The sequence below is a fragment of the Aerosakkonema sp. BLCC-F183 genome (assembly GCF_041929145.1).
Classification (GTDB): domain Bacteria; phylum Cyanobacteriota; class Cyanobacteriia; order Cyanobacteriales; family Aerosakkonemataceae; genus Aerosakkonema.
The window spans coordinates 22297-46931 of the sequence record NZ_JBHFNU010000035.1 but is presented as its reverse complement, the minus strand read 5'-3'; the positions used below and the strand labels follow the sequence as shown (position 1 = coordinate 46931).

The 24635-nt window shown below is 43.1% G+C and carries 19 protein-coding genes; 15 read left to right on the top strand and 4 right to left on the bottom strand.

Annotation, left to right across the window (positions count from 1 at the left end):
* Nucleotides 1-1602: FecR domain-containing protein (locus tag ACE1CD_RS09080; protein WP_374823358.1), on the bottom strand; the 1602-nt coding region annotated here is incomplete at its 3' end.
* Between the two features lie 266 nt (nucleotides 1603-1868).
* On the opposite strand from ACE1CD_RS09080, the gene ACE1CD_RS09075 reads away from it, so the two are divergent.
* Together ACE1CD_RS09075 and ACE1CD_RS09070 are read left to right on the top strand one after the other, a co-directional pair.
* Entirely contained in the window at nucleotides 1869-3677 is a 1809-nt protein-coding gene (locus ACE1CD_RS09075; RefSeq protein WP_374794096.1) for a hypothetical protein, read from the top strand.
* A 301-nt stretch (nucleotides 3678-3978) separates the two neighbouring features.
* Nucleotides 3979-4953 carry a phosphoribulokinase gene (locus tag ACE1CD_RS09070; RefSeq protein WP_374794095.1) on the top strand — a complete coding sequence of 325 codons (975 nt, stop codon included), beginning with the start codon at nucleotides 3979-3981 and terminating at the stop codon, nucleotides 4951-4953.
* A 373-nt stretch (nucleotides 4954-5326) separates the two neighbouring features.
* Here the strand turns inward: ACE1CD_RS09070 and ACE1CD_RS09065 are convergent, their stop codons facing one another.
* A complete protein-coding gene (locus ACE1CD_RS09065; RefSeq protein ID WP_374794094.1) occupies nucleotides 5327-5482 on the bottom strand; it encodes a hypothetical protein in 156 nt (51 codons plus the stop codon).
* Nucleotides 5483-5548: 66 nt separating this feature from the next.
* Here ACE1CD_RS09065 and ACE1CD_RS09060 point away from each other — a divergent pair, with 66 nt between their 5' ends.
* Nucleotides 5549-6325 (top strand): alpha/beta hydrolase, encoded by a 777-nt coding sequence (locus ACE1CD_RS09060; protein WP_374794093.1) that lies wholly within the window; start codon nucleotides 5549-5551, stop codon nucleotides 6323-6325.
* Between the two features lie 131 nt (nucleotides 6326-6456).
* Here the strand turns inward: ACE1CD_RS09060 and ACE1CD_RS09055 are convergent, their stop codons facing one another.
* Entirely contained in the window at nucleotides 6457-7764 is a 1308-nt protein-coding gene (locus ACE1CD_RS09055) for an alanine--tRNA ligase-related protein (protein ID WP_374794092.1), read from the bottom strand.
* A gap of 181 nt (nucleotides 7765-7945) precedes the next feature.
* Here ACE1CD_RS09055 and ACE1CD_RS09050 point away from each other — a divergent pair, with 181 nt between their 5' ends.
* The 3 genes from ACE1CD_RS09050 to ACE1CD_RS09040 all read left to right on the top strand — a co-directional run bounded on the left by ACE1CD_RS09050 (nucleotide 7946) and on the right by ACE1CD_RS09040 (nucleotide 10005).
* Nucleotides 7946-8926, top strand: coding sequence for an ABC transporter ATP-binding protein (locus ACE1CD_RS09050; protein WP_374794099.1), 981 nt, complete (start codon nucleotides 7946-7948; stop codon nucleotides 8924-8926).
* 207 nt (nucleotides 8927-9133) lie between these two features.
* A complete protein-coding gene (locus tag ACE1CD_RS09045; protein ID WP_374823355.1) occupies nucleotides 9134-9550 on the top strand; it encodes a fasciclin domain-containing protein in 417 nt (138 codons plus the stop codon).
* A 50-nt stretch (nucleotides 9551-9600) separates the two neighbouring features.
* The gene (locus tag ACE1CD_RS09040) at nucleotides 9601-10005 is read left to right on the top strand and encodes a fasciclin domain-containing protein (RefSeq protein WP_374794090.1); all 405 of its coding nucleotides are present in this window, start codon (nucleotides 9601-9603) and stop codon (nucleotides 10003-10005) included.
* Between the two features lie 283 nt (nucleotides 10006-10288).
* On the opposite strand, the gene ACE1CD_RS09035 is transcribed toward ACE1CD_RS09040, so the two are convergent.
* On the bottom strand, nucleotides 10289-11758 hold the full coding sequence (locus ACE1CD_RS09035; RefSeq protein WP_374823352.1) for a glycoside hydrolase family 13 protein: 1470 nt from the start codon (nucleotides 11756-11758) through the stop codon (nucleotides 10289-10291).
* A 514-nt stretch (nucleotides 11759-12272) separates the two neighbouring features.
* On the opposite strand from ACE1CD_RS09035, the gene ACE1CD_RS09030 reads away from it, so the two are divergent.
* From ACE1CD_RS09030 to ACE1CD_RS08990, 9 genes are all read left to right on the top strand, one after another.
* Entirely contained in the window at nucleotides 12273-15257 is a 2985-nt protein-coding gene (locus ACE1CD_RS09030) for a hypothetical protein (RefSeq protein ID WP_374823349.1), read from the top strand.
* Between the two features lie 73 nt (nucleotides 15258-15330).
* Nucleotides 15331-19029 (top strand): helicase-related protein, encoded by a 3699-nt coding sequence (locus tag ACE1CD_RS09025; protein ID WP_374794087.1) that lies wholly within the window; start codon nucleotides 15331-15333, stop codon nucleotides 19027-19029.
* A 394-nt stretch (nucleotides 19030-19423) separates the two neighbouring features.
* Entirely contained in the window at nucleotides 19424-19690 is a 267-nt protein-coding gene (locus ACE1CD_RS09020; RefSeq protein WP_374794086.1) for a hypothetical protein, read from the top strand.
* A gap of 716 nt (nucleotides 19691-20406) precedes the next feature.
* On the top strand, nucleotides 20407-20625 hold the full coding sequence (gene gvpA / locus ACE1CD_RS09015) for a gas vesicle structural protein GvpA (RefSeq protein WP_190463961.1): 219 nt from the start codon (nucleotides 20407-20409) through the stop codon (nucleotides 20623-20625).
* A gap of 214 nt (nucleotides 20626-20839) precedes the next feature.
* Complete coding sequence (gvpC, locus tag ACE1CD_RS09010; protein WP_374794085.1) at nucleotides 20840-21277, top strand: gas vesicle protein GvpC; 438 nt, start codon at nucleotides 20840-20842, stop codon at nucleotides 21275-21277.
* A gap of 399 nt (nucleotides 21278-21676) precedes the next feature.
* On the top strand, nucleotides 21677-22828 hold the full coding sequence (gene gvpN / locus ACE1CD_RS09005) for a gas vesicle protein GvpN (protein ID WP_374794084.1): 1152 nt from the start codon (nucleotides 21677-21679) through the stop codon (nucleotides 22826-22828).
* A 2-nt stretch (nucleotides 22829-22830) separates the two neighbouring features.
* Nucleotides 22831-23274: a gas vesicle protein gene (locus ACE1CD_RS09000; protein ID WP_374823346.1), complete on the top strand. Its 444-nt coding sequence runs from the start codon at nucleotides 22831-22833 to the stop codon at nucleotides 23272-23274.
* Nucleotides 23275-23379: 105 nt separating this feature from the next.
* Nucleotides 23380-23853 (top strand): gas vesicle protein K, encoded by a 474-nt coding sequence (locus ACE1CD_RS08995; protein ID WP_374794082.1) that lies wholly within the window; start codon nucleotides 23380-23382, stop codon nucleotides 23851-23853.
* Between the two features lie 43 nt (nucleotides 23854-23896).
* Nucleotides 23897-24631: a GvpL/GvpF family gas vesicle protein gene (locus tag ACE1CD_RS08990; RefSeq protein WP_374794081.1), complete on the top strand. Its 735-nt coding sequence runs from the start codon at nucleotides 23897-23899 to the stop codon at nucleotides 24629-24631.
* Nucleotides 24632-24635 lie beyond the last annotated feature (4 nt).

Genomic DNA, 24635 nt, shown 5'->3' with positions numbered 1-24635 from the left:
AGGCGGGTTAACCGGCGGTGGTGGTGGCGGTGGTGGTGGTGGTGGCGGTTCCACAGGCGGGTTAACCGGCGGTGGCGGCGGCGGTGGTGGTGGCGGTTCCACAGGCGGGTTAACCGGCGGTGGTGGTGGCGGCGGTGGTGGTGGCGGCGGTGGTGGTGGCGGTTCCACAGGCGGGTTAACCGACGGTGGTGGCGGCGGTGGTGGCGGTTCCACAGGCGGGTTAATCGGCGGTGGTGCTGGTGGTGGCGGTTCCACAGGCGGGTTGACCGGCGGTGGTGGCGGTGGTGGTGGCGGTGGTGGCGGCGGTGGCGGTTCCACAGGCGGGTTGACCGGCGGTGGTGGCGGTGGTGGTGGTTCCACAGGCGGGTTGACCGGCGGTGGTGGCGGTGGTGGTGGTGGTGGTTCTACAGGTGGGTTAACCGGCGGTGGTGGCGGTGGTGGTGGTGGTGGTTCTACAGGTGGGTTAACCGGCGGTGGTGGCGGTGGTGGCGGTGGTGGTGGTGGTGGCGGTGGTGGTGGTGGTGGTTCCACAGGCGGGTTGACCGGCGGTGGTGGTGGTTCCACAGGCGGGTTGACCGGCGGTGGTGGCGGCGGTTCCACAGGTGGGTTAACCGGTGGCGGTGGTGGTGGTGGTGGTGGTTCTACAGGTGGGTTAACTGGTGGTGGTGGCGGTGGCGGATTTTCCTGATTTAAGAGAATTTCAGCGCCCTCTAGCGGGGGATTCTCTAAGGCTGGATTACTGTTAAACGGATTTGGGCCGTTCGGTTGTCCTAAGTTTCGATCGAAACCGGGTGTATCTATGGGGTTATCAACCCTGCTACCAGGATTGGCTAAATCTGATGAACTGGCAGGTAACTGGATGAAATTTGGGTTTTCAATTACGTTATTACCGCTGATGGGAGTCTGTCCTGTAACGGCGGCAGAAGTTTCGGATTGAACCTCGGCCATTGCTGCATCTGGATTAGCTTTATCTCCAGGCTGAGTCAGGTTTAGTCCTCTTACCAGACCGCTAGTTTCATAAAATGTTCTGAGATCGAAATCTAATACGCGCTCTATTCTGTCTTTAACAATTACAGCAAGCTGACCGGCTTGCAGCCCCTCTCGTTGGGAACTATTTTGATTAAATACTTCGATGTTACTATCTGTCAGGGCTCCTACGACTGTGGTGTCAGTTTCTGGGTTGTAGCGCACGAATAAAGCAGATCCCCGAATTCCAGCTCTGGCATTGGGAGTTTGCACGCGGGTCGTACCGCGTCCTGGCGGGATCAGGAGTAGTGCGGTACCATTGGACAATCGAAAGGTTCGCGTATTCGGCAAAAACTGGAATACTGCTTGTTCGCCAACTCGTGCCAGAGAACCATCATTGAAGCGCAATTCTGCTAGAGATTCTCGACCTGTAGCCAAGGAATCTCCAGGGCTCACCGGATCGGATACACGGGCGGGACGCCCTGTTTGATTTTGTGGGATTAACCGCACTAGGTTCCGTAGGCTCTGAATAACGGCTTTAGTTAATGGCATTTCTGCACTAGCCTCTGGAGGTAGAGGCAGTGTCATTATGCTCCACAAAATTAAGCCCAGGAGCAGAAGTAATTTATGAGACATGGATCTTTCCCAACGTTGGAATATTTAACCCATACCAAAGCCGATAAAGGCAAACCCTTTACTTCCATCCTACAAAATCGTTACTGAAACGCCTAATTGTTAAGGAGTATAAAGGAGAGTAAACGGCAGTAAAAAGCAGCTACACTCACCAGAAAAGCATAAAAAACTCTTATTATCACTTTATAGGTTATTTTTTAATCTAGAGATCTAACTCGTGGAGCGGGTGCGATCGAATCGATGGTACTGAGGGGCATTCAAAATCTACTTTGAAAAAATTTCAGCCTAAAGCTATACTCCTCAAGCAATACACCAGCTATCAGCGAAAGCGCTGCGCCCACGAGCTAGTATGGCTTAAGGAAACACCCTTTGCTAAAGGTGACGTTTTGACAGTAATTGGATCTTTATTTGCTGGTAATTTCAAGCCACAATCTAAGTTTGTGCGACTGACTGATTTTGAATGCTGTTCAGAAATGGAAAAGACAGGAAATGTCTCGCTTTGCAAGCACCGCCTCTCAAAGGTGCAAGGGGAATGGGGCTCATATTTCGCGTTTTCGATTTTGTTAGTATCGAGTAGCGCAGTCTGGTCTTCTGTTGGATTGGCGGCGATCGCGTCCGATCCATTTGGCGATCGGGAAGTTGCTTCTTCTCTCCCATTGGCTTCAAAAATATCGTCTAGTTTTGAACGGATAAGCGATAGGGAGTGCTTTGTAACTGCTAGATCTCCCTACACTCGATCGCTTCTGAGCCACCAGTCCGAATCTTCGACGTCAAGTAGCATTTCCCTGACTTCCAAACAGAACTTTTTGCTGCAATGTGTGGGGTTGTTAACCGATTCCCAATGGCAGCTATCACCTTATGGAAGGTTATCTGAAGCAGGTGCGCCATCTCTGACAACGCCTGTAATCCCAAAGGCGCTAAGAATACACTCTCATATTCCACAAACCGATACAGCTAACCTACTGGCGAAACAAATTATTTCTCCAAGGGGCGATCGCAGCTCGGACGATCGACTGTCCCCAGCCGCAATATCTTCAGCATATAGCTTTTCCGCCGCAGACTTGAGTAGCGCCAGTCTGCAAATCCCTATAATTAATCAACAGCTCGATATTGATAAGCAACTAAACGTCGTACCAACCTTAGAAGAATTAGAAGCATTGTCTGATTTTAGTTCGATCGATCGTGCTTCTCTAGCACAGGAGCCAGAGGGAAAGCCTGCACAAGAAATTCAACCATCACTAACACCATCGCCTTCCCCCACCTCTACACCTGCACCAACACAACAACAGTCGCAACCTTCTGCAACGGAAGACGATCCAGATTTGGGTAGGCTGCGCCTGCGAGAAAGGAAAGTGCCGCCACGTCAGCCTCAGCCAATTATCCATGTAGTACCCAGAATCAGTTATTTTTACACTAGCAACGTTTTTTCTGGGGTCGATCCGATTTCTGATAGTCAGTTTATTCCCAGCGTAACGATTTGGTCGGCACCGATGCTGAGAAAGGGAACTTACCTAACTACCTCGATCGATGGTTATCTAATTCGCTATCTGAATGAATCGCAGTACGATTACAATTTTGTCAGATTCAGAACCGGTATTAACAAACGAATTGGATCTAACACCTTTGCCGAAGTAGGTTGGAGCAATCAACAATATTTTAGGGCAAGTAATGGCGATCGCTTTTTAAACGAGCATTCTGCTTACCTGTCACTTTCTCGACGAGATTGGCTGACTCGACGGCTGGCTCTGGATTCTTACTACGATGTTCGTTTCAGTTTTGCAGACCCGGATAGCCGCAGTCGGATTATCAATTATTTATCCCTTTCTTTTAGCTACTATTTGCAAAAAAATTTACAGGTTGGTTTGGATTATCAATTTAGCTTTCTAGACTACACTAAAACACTGCGGGAAGACTACTATCAGCGCCTGTTGGGGCGCTTAACTTACCAAGTATCGAGCGATAGCCAAATAAGCGTTCGAGGTGGTTTAACAACTGGAAATTCTAGCGAATCGTATATTGATTACGATGACTTTTTCTTCAGTGTCACTTACAGTGTTGATTGGCAAATTTTTAAATAAAAAATTTGTGTGGCCTGGGCATTTCCCACCAAAGCTTGCCTAGAGTACAGAGGAGAATGAAGCTGTAAATTTAGCAGTCTCGGTTTGATTCCAGCTACATACCCCAGACAACCCAGAGTACAGGCGCGAGTATCGATCCACTTTTCTGGCGCGAAGGAGTGTTGAGTTATATTTCGATCGGACTTGGGCATTGTTTATAGAGATTGACAGAGAAAGTCATACCGAGGATTGATTCTCGTACCCATAAACTCATAAAATTAAATCTATTAAGAATTCTTTTAGCATCAGTAGAGCAAGAACTATGACTTCTCGTCCCATTATCCTTGGCATAGTTGGCGACAGCGCCGCCGGTAAAACAACGCTGACTAAAGGTATTGCACAGGTGTTGGGGCCAGAGAATGTCACGGTGATCTGTACGGATGATTACCACCGCTACGACAGGACTCAGCGTGCCGAGATTGGGATCACGGCACTGCACCCCGACTGCAATTATATAGATATCATGCAGCAGCACCTCAGCTTGCTGCGAACCGGACAACCGATCCTCAAGCCGATTTACAGTCACAAAACAGGGACGTTTGAGCCGCCACAGTATATCAAGCCCAGTAAATTTGTGATTATTGAAGGATTGCTCGGTTATTCAACCCGCATAGCACGAGATTGTTACGATGTCAAGGTTTACCTGGCTCCGCCAGAATCCCTGCGTGCTAATTGGAAGGTGAAGCGAGATACGATGAAGCGGGGCTACACGGCGGAACAAGTTCTTGCGGAAATGGAAAAACGCGAACCTGATTCGGAACAGTTTATCCGTCCTCAACGCCAATGGGCAGATGTAGTGGTGAGTTTCTACCCGCCTAAAGATGCTTCTGGGGAAGATGCTTCGCACCTGAATGTACGGTTGGTACTCAGACCGACTGTACCGCACCCGGATTTTACAGAAATTTTGGAGCAAAGCAAAGTCGATTCGATGCCAGCGATTCGGCTAGAATTGGATAGGGATATGGGTAAACCTGTTGATGTTCTGGAAGTGGATAGTCACGCGACTAAGGAACAGGTTAGCAAGATAGAGAAGATTATCTGTAATGAAATACCTGACTTATTGTCTTTCTGTAGCCGAGAAGGCAACCCAGAACTTGGGAAGCTGATCGGTACAACTGGGGAAACTCTGGAAAGTTATCCCCTGGCGCTGACACAGCTAATGGTTGCCTATCATATGATTAAGGCTACTCACTTGGAGTCTACAAAGGCAGTTCCTCTGGAGGGCAGTAGAGTTTAGTTATAAAAAAGCAGCATATCGACTTATAGGATGTAAGTTGATATGCTGCTAAAGAAGAAATTAACCAAAATTAAGGGGTCTTTCAGGTTGATAATGGAAAATGTTTGTATATGTTACAGATATGTGGAATGGTGGGTTAGGGCACCCGAACTTAATTATTGCTTGAAAGTGTTGAAATTATCGCCTGTGCCTAACAAAATCTACGTTTAATTATGCCGATCTACTTAACCTGGGTCGTGAATATCTAAAAATTCCCTCTGCTCAATCAAGCCTGAGCTTATGCTAGTCGGAGTGGTAAAACTTCTGTTTTGCTGGACGCTGTTCCCCGCGAAGTTGGAAGCTCCGGCTATGCTTTAGGCATAGCCGGAGTAGTTCAGCAAATATATTCTGCTACTGTTGGTAGCTGGCTGAGGGGTGCGGGTTGCATTGGGCCGCGAAAATCTAGCAGTTGCACAAGGAATAGGTAGGCGATCGCTAGAATTAAGGAAATTGCGCCGGTGATAATTGCCACGATTTTTTTGCGTTCCATTTGTTGCCTCTCAATTTTCCGCAAATCCTTTTCGATTTTATGTCCGACTGGAAATAATGGCCTAACATGACTCATCCTATTCTCGATCGCCCTGATATATTGCAGGTAATCTTCCATCCCAGACGAGATTACAACTTACCCTCGAACATTCCAGCTGTCTACCCGGTTGCTGTGGAGGTTGAACCCGGTGTCGCCGTCACGGGAAGATTGCACCCAGCATCTACCGATTCGCCAGCAATCCTTTATTTTCACGGTAATGGGGAAATTGCTGCTGATTATGATGAACTGGCACAGATCTATGTGGACTTAGGCATCACTCTGCTGGTGATGGATTATCGTGGATATGGATCGAGCGACGGGAAGCCTACAGCTAGCAATTTGTTGAGTGATGCTGTGACTGTGTTCGATGCGGTTGGTGAGATTTTCCAGTCTCATTACTTGAGTCCAAAGCAGTTTTATGTTATGGGTAGAAGTCTTGGCAGTGCTGCTGCGATCGAAGTGGCGAGGTATGCAGGCGATCGATTGGCAGGACTGATTATTGAGAGCGGCTTTGCAGATACTTTCGCGCTGTTATCCCGCTTCGGAGTCAAGATTAAAAGAGCAGAGGAAGAGCGCGATGGCTGTCGCAACGCCTTCAAATTGAGCCAAATTACTACACGAACTCTCATTATCCACGGTCAAAATGATGTGTTGATTCCGGTAGAAGATGCGCTGGAATTACATCGTTCTTCTGCTGCACAGGACAAAGAGATATTGCTGATTTCTAAAGCGGGTCACAACAATTTGATGGTACTGGGAATGGATTTATATTTTGAGGCTATTCAGAATTTTTTAGGTGTTTAGAAGAAGGATCGCACTTTCTTGCTTTTATGAACCTCTTTTACTGGAATGACGCTCTAGTATTAGCCAAACCAAGTGTAAAAATTCATTGGCTGACATTTTCTCGGACGAGCTTACTGCATTTTGGATAAAATTCAATCAATCTCTGGCCCTAAAATAGCATTGTATTCTGAAAAATCAAGAGTCAAACTTTGCTGATTAGCCCATCTTTGAATCTCTTTTACAGAGCAATCGTAGGTGTGGAAAAATTGATAAAGCATTTGGCCAGTAACAATACCTTTTTCCCGCTCGGTTTGAAGTTGTTTCCAACAGTAAGATTCTTCGTCTTTTAGGAAGGCGGTAATTTCATTTTGCTGTTGTCGCAAAAGGGGATAAAATTTTTCTCCTAAAGTGATGGTAGTAGCGATCGGCAATTCCACAAAAAGATGTTCAATGCCTAACAGTTGTGCGTGCAATACCACACGCATTAACCATATTTTAATTTGCTTACGGATAGGATGGCTCCAGAAATGTGGCGGTTTAGGGATACAATCGGCGCTCAAGTACACAGCTGCACGTATTTGATCGGCAATCACTTTCAAACAAATCTTAGTCCAGCCATCCGCTCGATCGTAATCAACTCCAGCAACTTCAGCAACAGTTGTAATGATGGGAAATATTAAGTCAGTCTCATAGAAGCTAGATACTTTTTGAAGAATAACTGCTAGCTTTTCTACAGCCAGACCCGCATCTATATAATTATGCTGAAGTGGCATAAGCTTATTGACATACTTCTCGGTATCAAATTCCATCAAAACCAGATTGTAAAAGCTGAGAAATCGCAAATCTTCCTCTGGTAAAAGGTAATGAAGTGTGTCCGGGCGATCGTAGTATTCTTTATCTTTAGATTGAAATTGGATATCCTCTTGTGATGCAACCGATTGATAGCCTCGTTCTGGGTAAAAATCGTAGTGAATGCGGGTGTAGCGACCGCAGTGACCGTGCGGACGAGTGCGCCAAAAATTCTGGTTGCTGAAAATAATTCGGTGTTCGGGTACGCCTATGCGATCGCGCCAGATGGCAAAGGTTTCAGTATCATTTATACGTACACTTACTACCAATCGCTCTGGTGGCAGTTGATAAACTTCCGTGCAAAGTTCCCAAGCCCAACTTAATGCCTGTGCTTGAGTGTAGTTGCCGCAATTACCCAAGCTCTCGAAAAAGGTAAGATGGCGCTCGGTGAGAACAGTCAGATTTGGAGAAATATACTTTTGTAAAATTGTAGAATGACTTGATGGCGAGTATCGCTGTCCCAGAGAAATTGGATGAAATGGCAATGTCCAAAGATTAGTTTGGAACATTAAATCGGGAGATTTAGCAACCAAAGATTCTGTGGGTAAAATTTGATGACCTCTAGCAGCATAAAACGAAAGAAATTGTTGCCGAATTTGGTTGCTATTCATGGCGAAAGATGGTAAAAATTATCTAAAAATAAGTCAAATTAGATGTTGGTACGATCGCACCTTGAATGCTGAAATTTTAACTGGAGGCGAGCAACGCTGGCAATTGTCCCGTATTATCGGAAAGACGATGTTGCAAAATAATGAATCATCAGACTCCGTTACCCCATATAGCCGAACTAATATGACTTTCGTTGAAGATACCCAAGAAGAAGCCATTGTCCTTGAACGCGAGCCGGTCGTGCAAACCTATGAGCTAAGCAAAACGTACCTTACTGGCTTCTGGCTTAACCAGAAAATCGAATCGCTGAAAAACTGTACCCTTACGGTCTATAAAGGCGAAACATTTGGGCTTTTGGGTCAAAATGGCGCGGGAAAAACTACACTGCTCAAAACGCTGCTGGGTATTGTGCGTCCGACTTCCGGACGTGCGACAATTTTGGGAGAGCCGTTGGGCGATCGCACCGTCAAGCAACGCATCGGCTATCTGCCAGAAAATGCCTATTATTACGACAACCTCACCGGCTGGGAATTTTTACAGATGATAGCCGGATTATTTGAAATCCCGGAGTCTGTGCAAAAAGAGCGCATCCCCCTACTGTTAGATATGGTAGGACTTGCCCAGTCAGCTGCTAAGAAAAAACAATTGCGCCAATATTCCAAAGGGATGATGCAACGTGTTGGTATGGCGCAAGCATTAATCAACGATCCGGAATTGGTGTTTCTGGATGAGCCGATGTCAGGACTCGATCCGATGGGGCGCTACCAAATCCGCGAGATTATTTTATCGCTCAAACAACAGGGGAAGACGATTTTTTTCAACAGTCACGTACTCTCGGATGTGGAGATGATCTGCGATCGCATCGCCATATTAGCCCAAGGCGAATTAATTTGCATCGGCTCTTTGGATGAACTGCTAGGCACCGCAGACCTATATTACGTCAAAGGCAAAGGCGGTAACTCGGAAGTTCTTAAAAAATGGATACCAGACTTAGAGTTTGAAGAAAGCAGCTGGAAAGGTCATTTACAGGGCGAATTACAGGATTTTGTCGCCAGTATAAACGCGATGCAGGCACAAATAATTTCTTTAAATTTAGCCCGCCCCTCACTGGAAGACTTTTTCATGCAGCAGCTGCGACAGCGGGGCATTGTTGCCAGCAGTTGAGCCATAAGGAAAGTCAAAAGTCAAAAGTCAAAAGTCAAAAGTCAAAAGTCAAAAATTAATTCTTTCGCTCCCCCACGACCCCGCTCCCCTGCTTCCCCACTCTCCCACTCGAACGGATTAGATATTCTTATCTCAAACTCTTGAAAGATGCAGCATGAGTTTTCCTATTGCTATTGATTAATTACATAACTTATAAGAGGAAAACACATGGCTGATTTAGTTGAGACTGCTGCTAGCGCGGGTTCTTTCAAAACTTTGCTGACTGTAGTGGAAGCTGCTGGTTTGTTAGACGCTCTCAAGAGTCCTGGCTCCTTGGCAGTTTTTGCACCCACCGATGAAGCGTTTGCCAAAATTCCAGCTACCACCATCGCTTCCTGGATGGAAGATATCCCCAAGCTGAAAAAAATTGTGGCATATCATGTCGTCCCTGGAGATGTTAGGTCTGATGACCTCCTTCAGATAGATGAAGCTCCTACGCTTGAGGGTTCGATAATCGCAATTGATAACTCAGACGGCGTTAAAGTGAATGATGCCAAAGTGCTTCAACAAGATATTCTCGCAGACAACGGCGTTATTCACGTTATCGATACCGTGTTGATGCCTGCATTAGTTGCCGGTCATTAAGTACACCAAGACTTGTATTAATTCCAAAATTTATTAAACAGGTAAAAGACATGGCAGACATTGTAGATACCGCCGTTAGAAACGGTTCTTTCAATACTTTGGTAGAGGCGGTTAAGGCAGCTGGTTTGGTAGATACGCTCAAAAGTACTGGCCCTTTCACTGTATTTGCGCCGACCGATGAAGCTTTTGCCCAGCTACCAACAGGAACTATCGACAAACTTCTGGGTGATATTCCTCAATTAACAAAGATTCTGACTTATCATGTCGTGGAAGGCAAAGTGATGTCTAAAGATGTGATGAATCTGGACAAGGCTACTACTTTTGAAGGTTCAGACCTCAAGATTGATACTTCTCATGGGGTGAAGGTGGGTGATGCTACAGTTGTGAAATCCGATATCGAAGCTGACAATGGTGTTATTCACGTTATCGATACCGTATTGGTTCCGCAATATTGAGTGGGGTGCGTTAGGTAAAACGGTAACGCACCTTTCCAGTTCATATTATGTCCGGTGGCATTGGTAGTATATGAGTGATGCTCAAGATTATCTGTGAGAATCAGTGGTTAAATTCCTACCGCAGATGTAGGCAGATAAACGCAGATAAACGCAGATAAGAAAGGGATTTTTTATGCAACCGATGCTACCGGAGATGATATCAGTTAGATAAGGTAGGGTGCGTGACTAGCGATAAAATTAGGGATAAAATCCAAAATTCTGCTATCTGACGCACTCTACTGTGTTAATAATTTGGGCCAAGGATACAGCCTGTTCGAGGGGGAAGAGTCAATGTGAGTCGATCGGGTTTTTCTTCGTCGTTGCTCCAAGATATTTCGGCTTCGCCGTACAATAGCAAGTTGGGTTTAGTTTGCAAACCAGTTACTTCAAAACTGGCATTTCCGGAAGCAGTGCCAATGTTAACGGCAATAATTAATTCCTCATTTCCCAAAATGCGATCGAACACATAAACCGTTCCTTCTGCATACAAAATGTTGTAGGAACCGGTGCGGAGGGCGGGGTATTTGTGACGTAAGGCAATCAGTTTTTGGTGATATTTGAGTACGTAAATATCCCAGTGGGCTTCCATAGGAAAGCCGCGCCGAGAGTCGGGATCTAATTTACCCGGTAAGCTAACTTCATCGCCGTAGTAAATGCTGGGCGCACCGGGATATGTCATCAGTAGCAATGTTGCTAATTCGACGCTGGGTTTGTCGTCTTTGGCGATGGAAAGCAACCGCGCTGTATCGTGACTGGCTAATAAGTTAAGTTGGGTGAGTTGGATGTCCCAAGGGTACAGTTGCAATACGTGCTGAATTTTTTCGCCGTATTCTTTGGCAAATAGGGGCGGGTAAGGCTGGTAGGAACGGTCTTGGACTTGTTCGATGTCAACGCGATCGCCTGCTGTGAATGCGATCGTCGGTGCGGCAAATAGGTAATTCATCACGCCATCAAATTGAGTTCCATCCAACCACTGGCGGGAGTCTCCCCAAACTTCGCCGACGATGTAGGCTTCTGGATTGATGGCTTTGACGCGATCGCGAAACTCCTGCCAAAAACCAGGCACTTTAATCTCGAACGGCACATCTAAACGCCAACCATCAATACCGAATTTAATCCAATATTCGGCAATTTCCATAATATATTCCCGCACTTCGGGATTTTCGTGATTGAATTCCGGTAGCGCCCGATTGCCAGCCCAACCAATATAATTAGCCGGTTTACTCCCATCATAGGCAGATAAAGGCCAACCCTGGATTTTAAACCAATCTAACCAAGGGGAATGGGGGCCATTTTCAAGGATGTCGTGGAAAAAGAAAAAGCCGCGACTGGCATGATTAAATACCCCGTCCAGAACAACTTTAATATTCCTTTTGTGGGCGGCATCTAGCAATTCTTTAAAAGCAGAATTTCCGCCCAACATCGGATCGACGAGGTAATAATCGTGAGTGTGGTAACGATGATTGCTAGCCGATTGAAAAATGGGGGTAAAATAAATCGCGTTAATCCCCAAATCCTGCAAATAATCGAGTTGTTCCATTACACCCCACAAATCGCCGCCTTTGTAGCCTTGTAGAGTTGGCATATCGTCCCAAGCTTCCCAAGAGGCATTCTTTAACAGGCGCTTGTGAGGTTGCTTGCTTCTGGCAAAGCGGTCTGGAAAAATCTGGTAGAAAACGGCGTGTTTGACCCAATCTGGAGTATTAATCTGCATAAATGACTTGCTAGCTCTTTATTGTAACGGTACAGCTATTCGCAGGTTTGTGGTTCTCACTTCTGATAGAAAACTTTAAATATTTAGGAATCACGCCAAGAAAGCCGGTTTCTGTGAAAAATCGTGGGTTTCACAGCTAAAGATGTGGTAAGAAACCGGGTTTCTGTGAAAAATCGTGGGTTTCACAGCTAAAGATTAAGAAACCGGGTTTCTGTGAAAAATCGTGGGTTTCACAGCTAAAGATGTGGTAAGAAACCGGGTTTCTGTGAAAAATCGTGGGTTTCACAGCTAAAGATGTGGTAAGAAACCGGGTTTCTGTGAAAAATCGTGGGTTTCACAGCGAAAGATTAAGAAACCGGGTTTCTGTGAAAAATCGTGGGTTTCACAGCTAAAGATGTGGTAAGAAACCCGGTTTCTCAGTATGCTTATGTAGCTGATTTAACAACTTGAGCCATTGACTGACATTCACCTCTAGTGATTGAATGTAAATAAAATCAGCCAAAGCAAGCTAAATATGAACATTTTAGAACAGGGTGACAACGATCCGATCTATGTAGACTACAGGGATTTACTACAAAAAATTTTACAATGTTTAAGAGGTCAGAATTCGTTTCGCTTATCAGAAAACGGTCAGCGGCTGTCGATCGATATTGACACTGTAGCCAGTCAGGTCGCTGCTTTACAGGTGCAAAATCCTCTCTCATCTCCTCACGGTGTTCGTTCTGCTACCATCCATTTTACTCAGGAATTCCAAGAAATTTTTCGCAATTTGATTCGAGAAATCAGAGATTGTTTGCAAGAGCAACTAGAATCTAGTTTAGGGCAAAATAGCTCGATTGAGGAGTTTGTTGCTAGCTTAGTTACTCCTTTGACATCTTTCCAGGGAAATTCAAGTAGGTTGGGTTTTACTTATAATTTTAACAGACCTTCTGCTGATTTACTAAAGCAGAAACTTTGTGTCGATCGCAACCGTCCGGGGAGTGCTTCGCTGCTAAAGTTTCACAAACTTACTATTACTGTAAGGGAGATCGATCGATTTCCAGAATATTTGCAGGATGGATTGTCAAATCATATTGACGATCGAGTTAGTTTTGACAGCCAATCCGATCGGGAAGAACTGTTCGATCGCATTCAAGGTCAGATAGAAGACGATCGCTCTGACTTCAATCGCCTGAAGCGAATTGTAGATACAGAAACTTTGGGTAAACTCAAGAAAGAAGCGAAGATAAGGTACTTGGAATATATTAGAGATAACATCGATAATAACAACAGCGTTGGCTATATTTATTTGCAAGATTTGATTCGACGTCTCAGGTTAATAGAAGATTTTCTTAATCAGGACAGAGCAGATAGTTATTATGATGTGAATTATGCTGGAGCGCCGATTAATTACAAAGATGTGTTTGCGCGATCGGAAGTATTAGACTCTCTTCCCATCATTCCCATTGTAACAGGTAATTTGGGAGAAAGTACAAACACTAACGAGGGAGAACGCCAATTTATTTTTGGCTTCAAAATGAAGTTTGGTAATCCAGTTGAAGCAAGCGGGGGTGATGAAGTTTTTGATTATAATCTCAAACTGCTTGACCCAGAAAGTGATGAGCATCGTCAGGAGAGGGAAAGAAATCCTAACAACTTCGGAGCAAAGGTATTAAAACTTGCCTTTTTGTACTTCTTTGTCTTTGCGTGCAATAACCCGAACTTAGATGATTACAATCCTAATGACGACCTAAATTATAACCCTATCATCGCTTTTGAAAGAATACTGTCAGATTTTCAGGGTAATAATGAAGAGATAAAAAACAGACGCTTGAGTGCGATCGTTCGAGGTTTCAATGAATATAATATCCGAGAGAAAATAAATAGACTAAGGGAACTACTGAAAGACTTTCTAGACAGACAAACTATTTTACCAAGGAGAACCTATCCAATCCAGATTAGTGTGAGAAGAGGTATCCTGGAAAACGACACAAACCAAATTTTCAACGGGATTTTCTTCAGAGAAGTTGTAGGACGCAATCCCAAAGAATGTCTGAGATACATTTCGATTGACGAAATGCACGTCGAACGAAATGCTCTTTGTCAGTTACCTGCTAGTATTACTATTGAAGATATCCGCTATTTTTCCACTGAAGAACGCCAACAATTTTCGATGCAATACGATATCACAGGTGTTAATGCTTTACCAGTGATGTGGGTTCCCCATAGTTGTATCGAAGCGTATCAACGTAATTTTATGGAAGATAATAAGTTGATATTGTTTCGCTATAACAACCGCCGCTTAGACGACGAAAATGGATTGAATCCTAACCAAGCTTTTGTTTATCGCTTTACCATTTCTTTGTTGGCTTATATTTGCCTGAAGATATTGCTAGATGCAACCAAAAAAAGGTTGTTTATTCCGATGGTAAGATTGCACGAGGGAACTCACAATAACCGCGCACCCTCAGAAAAGTTTATGGCGCATCTATCGAAAGTATTGTCTCATCTATTGAACGAGCAACATCGGTGTAATTCCCAAGGTTTTCGCGTTCGGAATGCGGACACTCACAGAGTTAGGAACGGTCTTAACTCTTTGTACTCCGTCTTACCGAAAAAGTTTCGATTTACCGATAATTCACATACTCCAACGCTGGATAAGTTAGCGATTATTGTTGTTTCCAGTTTGGAAAGCGACGCCAGGACAGGTAACAGAAATCGCGAAAATAGAAGATCTAATTTGGTGGGAGAAGCGATCGGCGTCAAGCGCCAAGAAGATGGTGCTATTCGGTTGCAGATTCTCAAAACGTTTTCTGATAATTATAAGAACAAAAGTTTGTATCGAAACCCGGCGATTATTAGAGACACGGTGAAGAATCTTTACGATCTGGAATACCGACACTTTTTGTATGTCGCACAAGCACCTTTTACGAGTAACCTGAATATAACGCAAAGTGAGAATGACGATCGACTCTACTTTATGTCCCCTGCATTGATCGAGGATTTGAAGGGAAACCGCGACGACATCAAGATATATCCGGTATTTTTTGATAAATACTATGTGCGAAAATCGGAAAAATCTAAAGCAACTTCTTTTTATATCCAGAACACAACCGAATTGTTGAATGTGGCGCAAGATTCCGCGCAGCAAGCGGTAGTGTTTTTCAATTTGTTTAATGGGATTAGTGTAGGTCAAGGAGACGATCGCTTTTACAACGGCGTGATTTCCTACTCAACTTTGTTGAACATTTATCCCGGCGTTCTTGACGATCGAGACATTCGATCGGGGTTGATTAACGATGATAGTCCGCTGAAAAATGATATTTTACAATATCTAACACTTTTTCACTTTTCCCGATTCGAGAAAACTAGCGACATCAGTTTAAAACTGGATCCTTATGAGAACATCATCGGTGAGGAATCGTTTAGTAAGTTATCTGTTTTTCAGCATATGAGAGGGGAGGTTAATTTTAACTCGTTGGCATTTTTGACCGAAGTTAGGGGGGTTTTAAATGGATAGTCCGCCTGGGGTTTGAACCCCAGGCGGACTAAAAATACGACAAGATCTCATCAACGTATAACAGGAGTGCAAAATGATTGCTGCAAACTTGGGTCGTTTATTTGAAGTAGGGTTTAATACCGGGATTCTTGCTTATATACAACATCACCAAATCAAGCATAATTTCGGTAACTTGTATCAACGCGATTTGCAACACTTGCAATTTCCTAAAATGCTTCAGCGGATACTGAGTGAAGAACAAGTAATCAGTCAGAAGGATATCCAAATAATTGAAAAATGGTGTTTGTATTTATTGCAGAAAGGTTTTCTGTCTGGATTGAATTTTTTTGGGGAGTACATTAAATCTACTCGATGGAATAACACCAACCGATCGCATATCGAAATTTTGTACTACCAGTGCAGTTTTGGCGATGCTAACAGCATCAAAACTTATCCGAAAAGTGAGGAACAAGAATATACAGATTTATTGTCGCAGTTGGGTAACTATATAAATATAAATAACCTGAACATATACATCGATCGCTACAAACAAAAGGGTGAGTTTTTGAAAGCAGACACCCTGATTTTGTTGCGTTGTAAGCAGGAATTTAGAATTATTGCCATTGACTTATCTATCTTTTCTGTCAAGTCAGCTAAAGACCTCTTGGATTTTGAAGATAAAGATATGCAAAATCAGCGGCGTTTGTTGCGAAGGGAGATTAGCTATTTACGCTCAAAAAGTGTTTTTTCTAAGTTGCGGATAGACACAGGTGCTACCGATAATTTAGGTTTTGATTTTGGGGAGAATTTGACGCGGTATTTTACTGCTTTCAAGCGGGAGGATAAAGAAAGTGCTAAGTTAATTCAAGCAGGTTCTTACGCTCGCAGTTTTTATGAATTTTTATGCCAAACTGGTATCCTGAATAATCCCGCATCGGTGGTGTTTAATGTGGTGGGATATAGCGATCGCGGTATCAGCGCGATGTCCCTCCGTCCCGAAAACTTAGATGTACTGAGAACCTGTTCGCAGATTTACAGGAATGAACCAAGAGAACAGGAGATCGATCGAGCGCGAAATGAAGTTTTAAATATTATCCAGTTAAATGCAGGTCGCAGTTTCCAAAACGGCAGAAATTTTGTCAAGCAGCTATTAGAAATACCGAGCGATCGTACAACTGTTATACCGCATACCGAAAAGATCGATAACTTCAGTTCGACATTAGAATTAAGGGAACCTCACGCTGAATTAATAAAAACAGCGCTCAATAGCGATCGCACTTATTTATTCTTAACTGGAAATCCAGGAATTGGCAAAACTACAGCAATTGTAGAATTTCTGAAACAGCGCAAACATGAAGGTTTTCTTTTCTTCTACGTCAGTCCCAGGAAACAAGTCAATTTGGACATTATCGAAAAATTCAAAGACGCAGAAACTGGTAATTTAAATGATGAAATATTTTGCATCAACACCAACTCCCAACTCATCGCCGATAACTTTCCGCGTTGTGTCGTCAACTATCATTCCCATAAACGTCAGGGTGATTTTAGCAAAAAAACTGTTCATTTTCTGGACGCCAGTCAAGCAATTCAACGCCAACCTTCGCGCCAGCAAGCACTTCAGAGACAAAGTGAAGACGAAATTGTCGCCACAAATCCCAAAAGCAAGGGAGTTTTATCCTGTCTTTGCGAAGCAATACATACAGCGATCGAATGCGAAATATCTAATAATATTGTCGCCACAGCTTGTATCCAATCTTTAAGGATAACCGCCAATGGCAAAAATACTTTGGAATATTTTGAAAATATCTTCAAAAGTGCTTATAACACCCGCGATGGTAACGTTATTCCTGCTGAAATGAGAAAAATTTCGGCGCGAATCAAGCATTTATTCATTATGATAGACGAAATCACTGGCGATGATAGCGGCGTTGAGTTTTTAAATGGAATCAGCCGGATTTTGAAGCGTTATGAGTTAGCGGATTCAAAGCATGGTTTTAACACTAAAGTTATTGTCGCTGATGCTTCGATCGTTGACAAAGATGTCATCCAGCAGCATTTATCTGAAACATCACCAGAACCTGATAAAATATTCTTTAGGCGTGCGTCTTCACAAGCAAATGAGCCACTTTGGTCACAGGAATTTGAGTTTAAAAAAGCATCAGCACTTACGATCAACGCGAACTCTTATCCAGCCAGCAGTTTGACTGTTACATATAAGGTATTTGTCGAGTCGATCAAATTTGACGAAGATACTTTTGCTGAGAAAAGAGATGATCTGAAAAATACTGTGCGATCGCAAATTGTTGATGATATCAACGCTCTCTGGAAACGAGCGGATGCAGGTCAAATTCTAGTATACATCCAAGATAAGCGCAAATTGCAAGAATTAATTGAAAAAATCGAAAAGCAGCGGGGAGAGTTTGTCAAAAATAAAGATTATCTGGAAATACACGCCAACCTTTCCGAGCATGATAAACAAAAGATACATCAGTTCAAAAATCGGGTAAAAGTTATTTTTATGACTTCCTCAGCGAGTCGGGGTTTATCGTTTCCCAAGGCGAAACATATCTTGGTGGAAATTCCTCGTTTTCGAGTGGAAAGTAACCTGATGGAAATCATACAAGTTATTTACAGAGGTCGCGGTAGTTATATCGAAAATGGCGAAGAAAAAACGCTGGATGACAAAGAAAAAGAACTGATATTTTATTTGTGCGATCGCGCCATCTATTCCGCTGATGACAAACAACTTTCCTTGCGAGAAAGCGTTATTAATTTATTAAATATCTTGCTAATTATCAAAACTTGTGTAATGACCCGCATTAAGGGTTACGGACAACTCGGTCGGTCAAACTTTTTGATGATTCCCATCGGTGGAAAGTCCGTATCGGCGGCGGGTCAAACTTTTAGCGGACAAATGGCTAATCTGATCAAAGACCTTAAAAACGAACACCGCAGACTTCCCAGTCACAAACTTTTGCAAGAAGTTTATACAAGTTTAGAGCAATTACTCAGTCGCGCCGAGTTTGTGTTAAATTCTAGAAACCCGGTTTCTCCAAGAAACCCTAGAAACCCGGTTTCTCCAAGAAACCCTAGAAACCCGGTTTCTCCAAGAAACCGGGTTTCTGCTGTATCTAAAAATTATCCCTATTTGGAATTAAGAGAAGTTTTTAATGCCGAATTTTCAGATTTAATAGCCAATGGATTTGATAAGTTACTCAACTTTGGCAACATCCAATACGGTCATATTAATGGTAGCTTGCTAGTAGTACCAATTGCCGAACAAAGATTAGAAGAAACTTACGAAATGCGGCTGATGGAAATAGCAACCCACGCTACAAAAGAACTGGTGAATAAAATGCGGGCAATTCAGCTCAGTTGCGATTACCCAGAACGGTTGCGATCGGCAATCAAAAATGCTATAGAATTAGTAGATAAACTCCGCGATTCCAGAGATAAAACCCAGTTTTTAGCGCAAAACAGCCAGCGTCTTGACCAATATTATGCCTTACCGTTATTTACCTTTACCAGTGGTGAAGCAATGAGTAAATATTTTGCCGACGAACTGGAAGAAGGAGAAGACGAAAGATTTCGAGATATTCTCGCTACCTATATTCACCACCTGTATCCAGCCGATAAAACTCTGCCTATCGGTCACAAGTATAGAGATTTTCCCTTTGTGGTCTTTAGAAGTTACAGTTTAGAAGAAATGAGGGAAAAGATTTTTACCGATAAGTATCTATTAACTTCTAATGAGTTAAATGTACTGAATTTGATTCTTTCTAAAGCAGAATAATATCTCAATACAGTACTCCATTTACTCACTTCCCGGCGTCAGATTATCGATCGCATACTATATATGCCTGACTTAACGGCTGGAGTTGAGACGATTGTCCCCCAGGTGCGATCGTCTCAACTCCACGCCCTGTTGCGTCCTTATATTTATTTAATGGTCTAGAGCATTAGTTAATACATAAAACACAGATATGATATTTTGTCAAGTCAAAACCAGATGCGATCGCCCTGCAAGTGACCAAGGCCCACCAATAAAATAAGTAGTCTAGTGCTGGGATATCCGTAATTAATTAACTAGCACCTAAATTAGTGCGGACAAATTTCAGTAACGATGCCAATACTGGGTCACCAGGGTGGTGCAATACGATGATCTTAAGATGTTTCATCCAAAAACTATGCCTTCAGAAACCACACCAGATCCCGTTCGGCAGAAAGCACTAAACGCCCTGAGCGATAAGTTTGTCGAGCAAGGCCATGCTCACCAGTATGCACAAGCTCTCGCGGCTTCCATCATTTTTCAGACAGACCTAGATTTGCGAAACGCGCAACTGTCGCGCCTCTTAGCTTGGCTGAAGCAAGAGCATAGCAATATCTATCAGTTTGCCCTGGAAATAGTGGAAGAAACCCGCGCAGAATTTGAAAACCGCGTCGTCAAAGGTTAATTCCCACACCAGTGTACTAAGTAGAGATCGAGTTCGGTTGATTGCTGATGATTGAGCTGCACTCCTGAAATACCACTCAGAGGATGATGCCGTTAATCGAAAATCCGTCTTGAAAAACGTGATATTTTATACTACTCCAACCGAACTAGATCTTAAAAATTATTGGCCCGTGAGCGAGCAATTATATTTTTCAGACTATATAAATAGATTAAACTCCCTTTAACTGACAAGATTTCGACCACAATACGATCTACTGCATTTCTGGAACAGTCTTAGTGGCTTAAAGCGCCCACATTTATAATTATTACCAATCACTTAAATACAACACTGACTGTCGAGCCAGTGCTGAGATATTATTTTAGTTTTTGTAAGTAAGAGATATATTTGTAATTAAGGCAATTTTGCTCTGCTAAAACAAACAGAAAAGTATATTATCATATTTTATGCACAAGGTCAACGGTAGTCATGATTGTGAAAGCGAATCCACACATATTTCCTGAAAGGGTTTACCGCCACATCAGCGGTAAACCCTCAATTGATTAAGGGTTAATAGTAATTATACGTAGATGATATTTACACTTGTTAATAATCTATTTTGGGCGAGGTATTTACAACCCCAAAAATAATTGATAGATTCATAGTGTCGAAAGCAAAGGCAAAGACAAACGCCTCGCACCGACAAAAACAACAACAACAATGAGTAAAGGTACAAAACAATGGCTGTAGAAAAAACCAATTCTTCCTCTAGCTTAGCTGAAGTTATCGATCGCATCCTTGATAAAGGTATTGTTGTAGATGCTTGGGCTCGTGTATCTCTAGTCGGTATTGAATTGTTGGCTATCGAAGCTCGTGTCGTAATCGCTTCTGTAGAAACTTATCTGAAGTATGCTGAAGCCGTTGGTCTAACTCAATCAGCTGCTATGCCCGCTGCTTAAGAATTGAGTTGATTCTACAATCTCAAGGTTGAGAACATCTTAAATTCTGGTAAACCTTCTGCTTTTCTTTTGTTTCCAATGATTCGTAATTACCGCGTTTATACGATCGAGGCGCGAGAAAAGCAGAAGTTCCTTTTAACCACAGTCGCCGGAATGCTCCCAACCAGCGAGTGTGGTTTAATAACGGTTATTTAGCATTATTGCGGAGAACCTCATGACGGCTTTAATGGAAAAAATCCGGCAGGAGCATCGTTCAATAGCTGAGGAAGTGGCTCAACTATTTAAAGAGACTCAAACATTTCTGTCGGATACCACAACACAAAGACACGCCCAAGCTAAAAAGCAAGCGGAAGAACTGTTTAAATTCCATCAAAATTTACAACAAGAAAATCGCGACTTCTTAACAGCTACCCATCTAAAACGGATGGATGAAGCTCAAAAACAAGCTGCAAATTTGGATAAATTCTACCAAGAATTGCAGCAAAATAGTCGCGATTTTTTAACGGCTACCCATCAACAACGGATGACTCAAGCCAAGGAACAAAACCAGCAGCTACGTCAATTCCGCCGGGATCTGTTTATCAGTATTTTTGGAATTCCTACTACTTCTGCAAAGCAAGTAAAGACTTCACCAAAGCAGCCCAAGAATTGATTTAACTAATCAACTACATAAGTTGCTGCGGAGAAATCTCGATTTCCAATATAAAACCCCCTAATCTGCTAGCTGTTTTTTCTAGTAAGACCGGGGGGTTAGTAATCAAAAACAACAATGAGTTTTAGGTTTTAAACAATGACATTCTGTGCAACTACTGAGTGCCTAAAACTCAGTCTAGAGGCACAATTCCCGACCTTACGGATTCGGGCTTCCTGCTTCTACGGGAGAATCTCTTCTTTACCCTCCACAGGCAGCAACGATTAGTCTCACCGCCGTTAAAAGCTGTTTCAAACTTTTTAGCCTAGTGATTGTGTAGCTGTATTAAGACGATAGCACATAAATTCACAATTCACAACCGGGCTAACTCAATACTCGTACCTTATCTTGTTCTAAACTATGACTGTCGATCAAATCAATAATAAAAGAGCAGTTCTGCGCGTTCGTCCAGGTCAGTTTGTCGCTACACCTTCCATTCAGAAAGTAGCCACTCGCGCACTGCGTTACCTGCAATCCGGTTTCTCGGTTCACCTGCGGGGGCCTGCGGGGACAGGTAAAACCACCCTAGCGATGCACCTGGCCAACTGCCTAGCCAGACCGATCATGTTAGTTTTCGGAGATGACGAATTTACAAGTGCCGACTTGATTGGCAGTCAATCCGGTTACACCCATAAAAAACTCCTAGACAATTATATTCATAACGTTGTCAAAGTTGAAGACGAGCTGAAGCAAAATTGGGTAGATTCCCGACTGACAATGGCTTGTCGGGAAGGATTCAGCTTAGTTTATGACGAATTCAACCGTTCCCGACCGGAAGTAAACAACGTTTTACTTTCTGCGCTAGAGGAAAAAATTCTCACTTTACCTCCCAGCAGCAATCAACCGGAATATCTTCACGTTCATCCCCATTTTCGGGCTATTTTTACATCCAATCCCGAAGAATATTGCGGCGTCCACTCAACTCAGGATGCTTTAATGGATCGGTTGGTAACCATTAATATGCCCGAACCGGATGAGTTGACCCAAACCGAAATCCTGGTGCAAAAAACGGGAATTAGTCGAGAAGATGCTTTATTAATCGTGCGGCTAGTCAAAACATTTCGTTTGCAAACAGGGGCAGAAAAAACTTCTGGTTTGCGGTCTTGTTTGATGATTGGTAAAGTCTGTGGAGAACACGAAATCCTCGCTAAGCCATCCAATGCGGATTTCCGCGATATTTGTGCTGACGTGTTATTTTCGCGTACCAATTTATCGCTCAGCGAAGCTACCACTATTTTCTGGGAACTCCTCAACAAAATCGAAATCGAATCGATCGACCTTGCTGTTGCACCTAGTTTGCCAGATTCAGAAACCGTTTCTTCAGAAAATTTAGTTCCTCACGAACCAGAAATTTACCGCTACCTGCAACAGAAAAAAACTGCCGACGTAACTGAAATTCGCAAGGCATTAAACATCAGCCGCAATCAAGCAGAAACGGCGCTAAGTTCTCTGTTACAAAAAAACTTGCTCAATAAGCAAGACCGTTTTTTCACCCTTTTTGAGTCAAACTAATCGTGACTTCCTCTATCCTTCCGACACGTCCCCAGACAAACTCCAGTCGAGCGATTACTACATCCACTCAAGGTTCTACCTTAGCGGATATCCTCGAAAGAGTTTTAGATAAGGGAATTGTGATTGCTGGTGATATTTCCGTATCCATCGCCACCACCGAACTTCTCCATATCCGTATTCGCTTGTTAATTTCTTCAGTTGATAAAGCGCGGGAAATGGGAATCAATTGGTGGGAAAATGACCCCTATCTCAGTAGCAAATCTCAAGGTTTGCTCGAGCAAAATCAACAACTTCTAGAACGATTGCAAAGTTTAGAAGCAGAACTGCGATCGCTCAAAGCTTTGACCAATACTCAACTACCATCAGGTGCAAAGTCAGAATATGATTACGATCAAAACAATGAAGGATATCCCGACCAGCCAGAAAATTCCGAGCTTACACAATAACAAGTCTCTGGAAAACTGGCGTCATTCCAGTAAAGATAAAGCTGCTCACCTTAGAATTTCAGCCATTGAACCTCGCCGCCAAAAAATCAGTAAATAACTTAGATCATGGCATTAACTTGCACGCCTTGTGAAAATTCTACTGAAGTATTCTCCGCTGCTGAAAAAGTTAACAGTAAAGCGGGTTTAGCTCCTTTACTGTTAACTGTTGTGGAACTGGTGCGCCAGTTACTCGAAGCGCAAATAATTCGCCGTATGGAAGCAGGAATTCTCACTGACTCCGATTTAGATAGAGCGGCTGAAAGCCTGGAAAAATTGTCAGATCAAGTTCTCCATTTGTGCGATATTTTTGAAGTCGATCCTGCCGATCTTAATGTAAATCTTGGAGAATTCGGGACGCTTTTACCATCGCCGGGAAGTTACTATCCGGGAGAAAGCAGTAGCAATCCCTCTATTTTGGAACTGCTCGATCGACTTTTAAATACCGGCATTGTGGTAGAAGGTAATGTGGATTTAGGCTTGGCTCAACTCAATCTCATTCATGCCAAGCTGAGGTTGGTTTTGACATCTATGCCTGCTTAATTGAGAAGGCTGTTAAACGTTTGTTGAATTTTTGGAAAATTGTATGAATTTTGGTCTTTACTTATACGGCATTTTTCCTGACTCTATGCCGGAACAATTAGCCTTAGAAGGAATGGATAAGCAACCAGTATATAGCACGATTATTGAGGGGTTTACCTTTCTTTATTCGAGCGCTAAACAGGAAAAATACCTAGCTTCTCGACGCAATTTAATTTGTCATGAAAGAGTTTTAGAACAAGCGATGAATGAAGGGTTTCGTACTCTTCTACCTTTGCGCTTTGGGATGGTAATAAAAACTTGGGAAACTGTCATAGAACAATTGACTGGACCCCATCAGGATAAACTAAAAGATTTATTCGCTAAATTAGCGGGACGCCGAGAAGTTAGCGTTAAAATTCTTTGGGATAGCAAGTCAGAATTGCAAGCGCTACTTTCTGCAAATAAAGACTTGAAACAAAAGCGCGATGCGATGGAAGGTAAAACTTTGAGTATGGAGGAAGTAATTAATATCGGTCAAATGATTGAAAACGGTTTGTTGCTTCGCAAGCAGGAAGTAATTCAAGCTTTCCGAGATGAATTAAATGCTTTGGCTAAAGAAGTCGTGGAAAACGACCCGATGACCGAAGAAATGATTTACAACGCTGCTTATTTGATTTCTTGGGATGCGGAGGCTGAATTTAGCGATCGCGTCGAAGCTATTGACCGAAAATTTGGCGATCGCTTCAGAATTCGCTACAACAATTTTACCGCTCCTTATACATTCGCCCAACTTTTTTAACTGG

What these genes read in the sequence shown, in the direction of transcription:
- gvpA (WP_190463961.1), top strand. Translation starts at nt 20,407, where the DNA reads ATGGCTGTAGAAAAAACCAATTCTTCCTCTAGCTTAGCTGAAGTTATC.
- ACE1CD_RS09020 (WP_374794086.1), top strand. Translation starts at nt 19,424, where the DNA reads ATGCCTTCAGAAACCACACCAGATCCCGTTCGGCAGAAAGCACTAAAC.
- ACE1CD_RS08990 (WP_374794081.1), top strand. Translation starts at nt 23,897, where the DNA reads ATGAATTTTGGTCTTTACTTATACGGCATTTTTCCTGACTCTATGCCG.
- ACE1CD_RS09040 (WP_374794090.1), top strand. Translation starts at nt 9,601, where the DNA reads ATGGCAGACATTGTAGATACCGCCGTTAGAAACGGTTCTTTCAATACT.
- ACE1CD_RS08995 (WP_374794082.1), top strand. Translation starts at nt 23,380, where the DNA reads ATGGCATTAACTTGCACGCCTTGTGAAAATTCTACTGAAGTATTCTCC.
- ACE1CD_RS09025 (WP_374794087.1), top strand. Translation starts at nt 15,331, where the DNA reads ATGATTGCTGCAAACTTGGGTCGTTTATTTGAAGTAGGGTTTAATACC.
- ACE1CD_RS09050 (WP_374794099.1), top strand. Translation starts at nt 7,946, where the DNA reads ATGACTTTCGTTGAAGATACCCAAGAAGAAGCCATTGTCCTTGAACGC.
- ACE1CD_RS09070 (WP_374794095.1), top strand. Translation starts at nt 3,979, where the DNA reads ATGACTTCTCGTCCCATTATCCTTGGCATAGTTGGCGACAGCGCCGCC.
- ACE1CD_RS09035 (WP_374823352.1), bottom strand. Translation starts at nt 11,758, where the DNA reads ATGCAGATTAATACTCCAGATTGGGTCAAACACGCCGTTTTCTACCAG.
- ACE1CD_RS09065 (WP_374794094.1), bottom strand. Translation starts at nt 5,482, where the DNA reads ATGGAACGCAAAAAAATCGTGGCAATTATCACCGGCGCAATTTCCTTA.
- ACE1CD_RS09055 (WP_374794092.1), bottom strand. Translation starts at nt 7,764, where the DNA reads ATGAATAGCAACCAAATTCGGCAACAATTTCTTTCGTTTTATGCTGCT.
- gvpC (WP_374794085.1), top strand. Translation starts at nt 20,840, where the DNA reads ATGACGGCTTTAATGGAAAAAATCCGGCAGGAGCATCGTTCAATAGCT.
- ACE1CD_RS09030 (WP_374823349.1), top strand. Translation starts at nt 12,273, where the DNA reads ATGAACATTTTAGAACAGGGTGACAACGATCCGATCTATGTAGACTAC.
- ACE1CD_RS09060 (WP_374794093.1), top strand. Translation starts at nt 5,549, where the DNA reads ATGACTCATCCTATTCTCGATCGCCCTGATATATTGCAGGTAATCTTC.
- ACE1CD_RS09045 (WP_374823355.1), top strand. Translation starts at nt 9,134, where the DNA reads ATGGCTGATTTAGTTGAGACTGCTGCTAGCGCGGGTTCTTTCAAAACT.
- gvpN (WP_374794084.1), top strand. Translation starts at nt 21,677, where the DNA reads ATGACTGTCGATCAAATCAATAATAAAAGAGCAGTTCTGCGCGTTCGT.